The organism is Mesorhizobium sp. M1428 (assembly GCF_040317515.1).
Classification (GTDB): domain Bacteria; phylum Pseudomonadota; class Alphaproteobacteria; order Rhizobiales; family Rhizobiaceae; genus Mesorhizobium.
In genome coordinates this window covers 42,389-49,092 of sequence record NZ_JAMYKT010000035.1, presented here as the reverse complement: position 1 = coordinate 49,092, position 6,704 = coordinate 42,389, and the positions used below count along the sequence as shown (strand labels likewise).

The following is a 6,704-nucleotide window of genomic DNA, read 5'->3' as shown; positions in this document are numbered from 1 at the left end:
AAGCGTCATCTTTTTTGGTAAGCGAAGCCTAACCAGCCTCAAGGCGGGATCTTGTCCTGTGCCGATGGCGGTGAGCGCGCGGTTGGAAATGATACGAGACCGGACTCCGGTGCGACTTACAGGTCGAGGTGCAGGTCCGCTCCGGCAGATATTCGCGCTGCATGGGGCGGAATTTTTCCGCAGTGCTTTGACTGGGCATTATCGCAGTGGGACCTGCCTGCGACCTACCATTCGATCACCGGCCGCGCGATCATCAGCCAGAAAATTCCGAGCACGGCAGCGAAGGCGGGGAAGCCGAAGGCGAACCACAGCCAGAAGAGCCGATGATAACGCGGCGGCAACGGCGCGCCTGCAGCCGCGGCTTGCGATGCCAGCTTACGCATCTCCATTTGCATCCAGACGACCGGGAGCCAGAACATTCCGGTGAAGATATAGAGCGCGATCGAAAGTACGATCCAGCCCTCCGACAGCGAGTAGCCTGCCTGCCAGGCGAGCGCGGCTCCGGTCAAAGGTTGCACGACCACAGCCGTCGCGGTGAAAAGGAAGTCGGCAAGGACGACAATGCGCGCCACCGCCGCAACCGTCGCGGCATTGCCGGTCCTGTGGGCGAGCAGCATGAAGAAAGCAATACCGGCGCCGGTGCCAAGCAGCACGGATGCGCCGATGACATGCAGAAATTTCAGCAGGAAATAGAGCATCAACGCTCCTCCAGCACTGCCAGGGCAACAAAGTGCAGCACCAGGATCGGCAACACCTTGAGGAACGGCCCAAGTGGGTCGTTCCACAGATCGGGGCTCAGGAAGCTTCCGACGACCAGGTAGAAGAGCGAGAGCGCGATGCCGCCATAGAGGCCTTTTCGCGTCGCCGGCCGCCAGGCTATGAGCGCGCCGACGATGATGTCGGCAAGAGCACCGGCGATCACGGTCGGCGCCGACAAGATACCGGCGCCCGTGCTTTGCATCAGATCGACGCCGCCGCTATAGCCGGTGGTCAGCGACACAATCCCCGTCAAGATCCAGAAGACGGGCAGGACGACGAAGACCGCCGGCTTGATGAAATACAGCCGGGCAAACCATTTTTCCTGCACCGTTGCCGGATTGAGCGCGAGAAAACCCGCCAGGGTTTGCGGGCGTATGCCGGTCGCGGCGGTCCAGTCCGAGGGATCTCCAACCGCTCCTCGGGCGATCTCTCTGGCCGCGTTGGTGCGCATCGGTGGACGCCAGCCGAACATCGCGGCAAGGTCGCCGAGACGGTAGAGAAGCCTTGCAACAGCCGCCGGCAAGACAAGTCTGGCTGCCGGAGTCCAACCGAGCCATCGGCGATAGCTGCCGACGACCTCGTCCATGCTCAGCTGTTCGGGACCGACAAGTTCCAGCACGACGCGAGACGGACTGGCGGGATCGAGAAGGAAGACGACGGTTGAGACCACGTCATCGAGTTGTACCACCTGGAGCCGACCGGTGCCGGGCATGGAGGGCAGCACCGGCAGCGAGGCGAGACCCCGAAACAATGCGCTGGCCCCAAACACCGGCCGGCCGAGCACCACGGATGGGCGCAGGATCACCCAATCCAGATCAAGCGCCATAAGCGCCTGGTCGCCGGCCAGTTTCGTCGCCGAGAACGTCGAAGGCTGCGCCCGATCGACACCTATGGCCGAGAAGTGGATCACCCGGGCAACCCCTGTCCGCGCACAGGCGAGGAAGAGTGCTGCCGCCGCATCGCGATGTACTTCGCGCGTCTTTTCGCGAGGGCTGTCCTGCAGGACGCCCGCACAATTCACGACGGCGTCGACACCCCGGAGATGCGGCAGCCAGTCTTCGGGCTGCAGCGCCACCGTCATGTCCAGCACCAGCAACTGATAATTGTCGGCCCGGTTTGCGCCGGGGCTGCGGACCAATCCGATCACCTCATGCCCATCGGAAAGAAGGCGTGCGACGACGGAGGCACCGATCAGGCCGGTGGCGCCGGTAACCAGGACTTTCACTGGACCCCAATCTCCGACGGCAGGAAAGTATCCTTCATTCCGGTCTATCGCCCGCGATGCCCCCCTTCATACCGGAAAGTTCTTCCTTCGCGCATAACAACCGCGGCTGCGCCGGATCGGAGATGTCGAGCTTGTCCCAGGGAATGCGGTACATGCTGTCGCGACTGCGCAGTCGAAAGGCGTCGAGGACCGCAACGCCGATGGCCGAAGCGGACAGACGCTCGAAGGCCGCGTAGATGCCGACATGGTACTCGGTAATCACCAGGTCGTCGCCATCCGGTTTGGCGCGTATCTCCTCGATACGGCCGATGCTTTTGCCGCGCTGCGAAAGCACATTCCTGCCAGCCAATTGCTCAAGATTGACGGTCGCCATCATCCAGCTCCCGGAATACGCCCAATGACATGATCGCGCAGCCAGTCCTGCCAGTCGAAAATCGCCGTTTCGCGGACGTCGATATCGAACTCGATGTCGACGCCGATGTCGCGCACCTTATTCCAGGCGATGTGGTGTGGCTCGGCATGGCGCTTGCCGCCGAGCCTGGCCGCAAGCCGTGCCATCCAATGCCCGGGCCGCTCGCCCAGTCGGCGCGCCAGCGTGATCGAGCCGAGCTCGACCGCAACAATCTTAGGCGGCTTGCCTTGCCTGAGCTCGGCCACCAGCCCGTCAACCTTGCCGATCTTGACCTGCTCGCGGTCTACCACTTGCTTATCCAGGATGTCGCGCAGCAAATCCATCATGTGCCTCCGAATATCTGCAAAGGAATGGTCACGATCGCGAGCACAAAACCGAGCCCGATGATGAAGATGACCGCGGCATTGGCAATCATGCCATTGCGGTGCTCGCCGACATAGCGCTCGTCGTTCAGCAGGAAGAGGAACGGCACCACGGTCAGCGGCAGGCTGGCGGCTGTCAGTGCCATGGAAAAGATAGTGAGCTTCAGCGGATCGAGGCCCAGCGCGATCGGAATGGCGGCGAGAAACAACGAGATTGTATAGACAGTGCTGAAGCCCGGGTCGTCGCGCGGTTTCAGGTTCTCGCCCCAGGTCCAGCCGAAACCCTGCGCCACGAGATAGGCTTGCTGCAGGCCGATTTCGAGCGCGGCACCGAAGCAGGCAATGCCGAGTGAAGCAACGAACAGGACGAACCCCCAGAAACCGAAGATTTGAATCAGCATCAGCGGCAATTGGTGGTAGTCGTCGACCTGCTCAATGCCGTGCGCTGCCAGCACGAGCGCCGCCACGATCAACACGCCGATCGAGATAGTGCCGCCAAAACTCATGCCCAAGCCGGCAATGGCCCGATTGGCTCCGAGATAGCTTTCGTCCCACTGGTCCTCGATGGCTCCAGACGAATAGAACATGAACAGATAGGGCGAGATCGACGCACCAAGAATGCTGACTGCCATGAACCAATAATTGGCCGCGTCGTGGTCCGGCAGGGTAGGCACGGCACCGGCCGCAACCTGCCCCCAATCGGGCTTCAGCATGACGGCGCCAACCACGAAGCACAGCGTGACCAGGCCGAGGAACGCGACGCCCTTTTCGATGAAGCCGAACGTGCCTTTCCAGAGGAACAGCCATGCCACAAAAGCGACCGGCAGGGCCCACCACTGAAAGCCGATGCCGGTGGCGAGCTCGAGCGCAATGGCAACACCGCCGATTTCGGCTGCCATGACCAGGAAGTTGACCAGCAAGGTCGCAAGCAACGGCCACAGAAAGGCGTTGAAGCCAAACCGTTCCCGGATCCCGTCGGCGATGGTGTGATGGCTGACCGCGGCGAAGCGTCCGGCCATCTCGACCAGGAAGATGATGCAGATCGTGCCCAGGACGACGGCCCATATCAGCTGGAACCTGAACGCCGCGCCGGCCTGAGCTGCGGTCGCCATCGATCCGACCTCGAGAAAGCCGCCGACGCTGGTGACGACGCCGAGCGATATTTCGAGCAGCTTCTTCATGGTTTCGGTGCAAGATATTTCGCGTAGGACGTGCTCAGATCAACGGCGGCGGCCCGCAGATCCTGCTGCGCATGTTCCACTTCCGAGCGGTTGCCGTTCTGCACGGCCGTCGCCGCGCGCATTACCGCTGCTGAAACTTGTCCAATCGCCGTCGTCAGGCCGGCTTGCCGGCTGGGCTCAGGCGACTTGGCGGACTGGATTTGCGCACCGGCATCGGCGAGCGCCTTGCCAACCGATTGCAGAGTGCGCGACGTGTATTTCGGAGGGGCTGTCCCAGCGACCCAGTTCTCCAGAACCAACGATGCGGTCTGTGTGGCGGAAGCCGCGATTTTCGACTGCTGCTCGACCTGGCCGGAAGGCGAGCATGCCGTCAGTACAAACATTAGCAGCAGCAAGCACAGGCGGTGTGGTCGAAGACCAACGGCCGTAACGGCATTTACGATACGTGCTCGTAGCGTTGCTGCCACACGATTGTTCTCCCCGCACCAGGCGACTTCGGCGTGAAGTTTGATCTAGAGCGCTGGGGGATGACGTCAACTGAACCGCGATGAACGGCGCTGGCACCGCGGAACAAACCAGCGATCGCCGGATTAGGGATGAGGAGGCGAAGGCCATGGACAGGGAAGAGCGTATCAGGCAGCGAGCCCATGAGATCTGGGAGCGCGAAGGGCGTCCGCAAGGACGCGAGCACGACCACTGGGATCAGGCCGTGCAGGAGATCGAAGCTGAGGGATCCGAGGCCGAACGCGGCCCGGTCGTGCCCGATCCGACGGTCGAGGCCGGCTCCGATCCGGAGGCACGCGGCAGCAAGCGGCGGGGGAAGTGAGGCCCGATGCCTCGTCTCGTCGCCTGGATCGTTGTCGTACTGGTCGTGCTGTTCGCCGCCTGGCTGATGATCGGGCGCGACAGAACCGGCGGCGCAGGTCAGCCCACGCCGCACGCAATTGATCAAAATGGATAGGAGCCGACATGACGGGAACCGATACTCATCCTGAACAAGACCCGGCGGAAGGATCGCGAGCGATAGTGGAAAAGCAGCTCCGCAAGGAGCAAGGCGGCGAGGGCCAAAATCGCAAAGCCGAGCCAGCTTCCGACAAATCCGGCAGCAAGACTAAGACGCCTTCGGAAGCGCGCAAGAAAGGCTCAGGCTTGGATTGAGCCGGCTGACGGCGGGCTCACGCTGCCGTTTGCCTCGAAATAATAGGGATAGCGCTCCTGGACGACTTCGAGCACCTCGAAGATGCGGCGAAGATGCGTTCGCATTGCTTCTTCCGCCGCAAGCGCGTCGGCCTGCTCGAGCGCATCGACAATCCGCCGATGCTGGCCGAGGACCACCGACATGCTGTCGAGGCGCGGAAAAGACAGGAAACGGAAGCGGTCCATGTGCAGCTTCGCCGCGCTGATGTCGGCCCAGATTCCGCGAAACCCGGCATGGCTGGCGATATGCTGGTGGAACAGCTCGTCCGACTTGAAGAAGCGCCTGTCGTCGGCGATGGAGGCGAACGTCTCCTGGACCGCCAGTTCGCCTTTGAGCACGGCAAGCAGGTCGGCACGGCGCGGGCTCTCGACCGCGCGCTTGATTAGGCCGACTTCGAGCGCTTCGCGCAGGAACTGCGATTTCTCGAGATCGGCGATCCGCAGCGGCGCCACCATGCTGCCGCGCTGCGGATAGATGTCGATCAAGCCAAGACCGGCCAGCCGGGCGAGCGCCTCCCTGACGGGTGTGCGGCTCACGCCGAGGGCCTCCGACATCGCCTTTTCAGAAATCAGCTCGTGCGGCTTCAGGCGGAAGGTCAGGATTTGGTCGAGCAAAACCTCGAACGTCCTGGCCGCAACTGAAGCGCCGGGGGCGGTTTCGCCGAGCCGCCCCTCGGTGATGGTCCGCATTCCCAAAAGCCCTGCCATCGGCAATCCCCTTAAAGGCTCTGCAGCTTCAAGCCGTTCATGAAATGCCTGCGCAAGCAGCAGCGCCGGCGTTATTCCTTGCGCGGAGAACCGCCGATGCGCGCCAGCAGGCCGCCATCGACGCGCACGACCTCGCCGGTGACGAAGGAGGCATCGTCAGACATCAGGAAGGCGACGACTGCGGCAATCTCTTGCGGCTGGGCGGTACGGCCGAGCGGATGCATGTTGTCGAGGATACGCAGGATCTCGTCGGGCTTATCGTTGAGCTTGACCGCATCCCGCAGCATCGGTGTGTCAACCGCGCCCGGAGCGACGGCATTGACGCGCACGCCGAGCGGCGCATAGTCGACGGCCATCGACTTGACGAGGCCGATCAGGCCGTGCTTGGCCGTGGTATAGGCCAGAACCCCTTCCTGGCTGGCCAGACCCTGCACCGAACTCATATGGACGATGGCGCCGCGGCTTTGGCGCAGCAGCGGCATCGCCGCGCGGGAGAGCAGGTAGGCAGCCTTGAGGTTGACGTTCATCACCTCGTCCCAAAGCGCCTCGTCCGTAGTCTCCACCGTTCCATAACGCTGGATGCCGGCATTGTGGGAGAGCATGTCGAGCCCGCCGAACGCGGACCGGGCAAGCTCGACGGCGCGGCCGCACGCTTCAGTGTCGGCGGTCGAGCCAAGCACGGTAAGCACGGTCACGCCGCGCGCCGAAAGCTGCGCCGCGACCTCATCCAGCTGATCGCCCGCCCGGTCGAACAAGATCAGGTCGACGCCTTGCTCGGCCAGTTTTTCGGCGACGGCACGTCCGATGCCCATGGCCGCCCCGGTGACCAGTGCGCGTTTTTTGAATTCAGTCATTTATCC

General features: G+C 62.8%; 11 protein-coding genes. 3 read left to right on the top strand and 8 right to left on the bottom strand.

The features are described from left to right. Nucleotides 1-224 precede the first annotated feature (224 nt). The 6 genes from NKG60_RS29420 to NKG60_RS29395 are packed head-to-tail and all read right to left on the bottom strand — an operon-like array spanning nt 225 to nt 4,406. Nucleotides 225-698 carry a DUF2269 family protein gene (locus tag NKG60_RS29420; RefSeq protein ID WP_352669841.1) on the bottom strand — a complete coding sequence of 158 codons (474 nt, stop codon included), beginning with the start codon at nt 696-698 and terminating at the stop codon, nt 225-227. After that, nucleotides 698-1,984, bottom strand: coding sequence for an SDR family oxidoreductase (locus NKG60_RS29415; protein ID WP_352976318.1), 1,287 nt, complete (start codon nt 1,982-1,984; stop codon nt 698-700). The genes NKG60_RS29420 and NKG60_RS29415 overlap by 1 nt, the downstream gene beginning before the upstream one ends. Nucleotides 1,985-2,018: 34 nt before the next feature. Next, the gene (locus tag NKG60_RS29410) at nt 2,019-2,357 is read right to left on the bottom strand and encodes a hypothetical protein (RefSeq protein WP_352669836.1); all 339 of its coding nucleotides are present in this window, start codon (nt 2,355-2,357) and stop codon (nt 2,019-2,021) included. Next, nucleotides 2,357-2,719 (bottom strand): hypothetical protein, encoded by a 363-nt coding sequence (locus NKG60_RS29405; RefSeq protein WP_352669833.1) that lies wholly within the window; start codon nt 2,717-2,719, stop codon nt 2,357-2,359. The genes NKG60_RS29410 and NKG60_RS29405 overlap by 1 nt, the downstream gene beginning before the upstream one ends. Beyond that, nucleotides 2,719-3,939: an NRAMP family divalent metal transporter gene (locus tag NKG60_RS29400; RefSeq protein ID WP_352669831.1), complete on the bottom strand. Its 1,221-nt coding sequence runs from the start codon at nt 3,937-3,939 to the stop codon at nt 2,719-2,721. The genes NKG60_RS29405 and NKG60_RS29400 overlap by 1 nt, the downstream gene beginning before the upstream one ends. Further along, nucleotides 3,936-4,406, bottom strand: a complete 471-nt coding sequence (locus NKG60_RS29395) for a hypothetical protein (RefSeq protein ID WP_352976315.1) — start codon at nt 4,404-4,406, stop codon at nt 3,936-3,938. The genes NKG60_RS29400 and NKG60_RS29395 overlap by 4 nt, the downstream gene beginning before the upstream one ends. 146 nt (nt 4,407-4,552) lie before the next feature. Here NKG60_RS29395 and NKG60_RS29390 point away from each other — a divergent pair, with 146 nt between their 5' ends. The 3 genes from NKG60_RS29390 to NKG60_RS29380 are packed head-to-tail and all read left to right on the top strand — an operon-like array spanning nt 4,553 to nt 5,097. After that, nucleotides 4,553-4,765: a DUF2934 domain-containing protein gene (locus NKG60_RS29390; RefSeq protein ID WP_352669828.1), complete on the top strand. Its 213-nt coding sequence runs from the start codon at nt 4,553-4,555 to the stop codon at nt 4,763-4,765. A 6-nt stretch (nt 4,766-4,771) separates the two neighbouring features. Next, the gene (locus NKG60_RS29385; protein WP_352669826.1) at nt 4,772-4,900 is read left to right on the top strand and encodes a hypothetical protein; all 129 of its coding nucleotides are present in this window, start codon (nt 4,772-4,774) and stop codon (nt 4,898-4,900) included. Between the two features lie 8 nt (nt 4,901-4,908). Then, nucleotides 4,909-5,097, top strand: a complete 189-nt coding sequence (locus NKG60_RS29380) for a hypothetical protein (protein WP_352669823.1) — start codon at nt 4,909-4,911, stop codon at nt 5,095-5,097. On the opposite strand, the gene NKG60_RS29375 is transcribed toward NKG60_RS29380, so the two are convergent. Both NKG60_RS29375 and NKG60_RS29370 read right to left on the bottom strand, forming a co-directional pair. Next, the gene (locus NKG60_RS29375; RefSeq protein WP_352869296.1) at nt 5,083-5,844 is read right to left on the bottom strand and encodes a GntR family transcriptional regulator; all 762 of its coding nucleotides are present in this window, start codon (nt 5,842-5,844) and stop codon (nt 5,083-5,085) included. The genes NKG60_RS29380 and NKG60_RS29375 overlap by 15 nt on opposite strands. Nucleotides 5,845-5,915: 71 nt before the next feature. Next, the gene (locus tag NKG60_RS29370; RefSeq protein ID WP_352669817.1) at nt 5,916-6,698 is read right to left on the bottom strand and encodes an SDR family NAD(P)-dependent oxidoreductase; all 783 of its coding nucleotides are present in this window, start codon (nt 6,696-6,698) and stop codon (nt 5,916-5,918) included. Between the last annotated feature and the right edge of the window lie 6 nt (nt 6,699-6,704).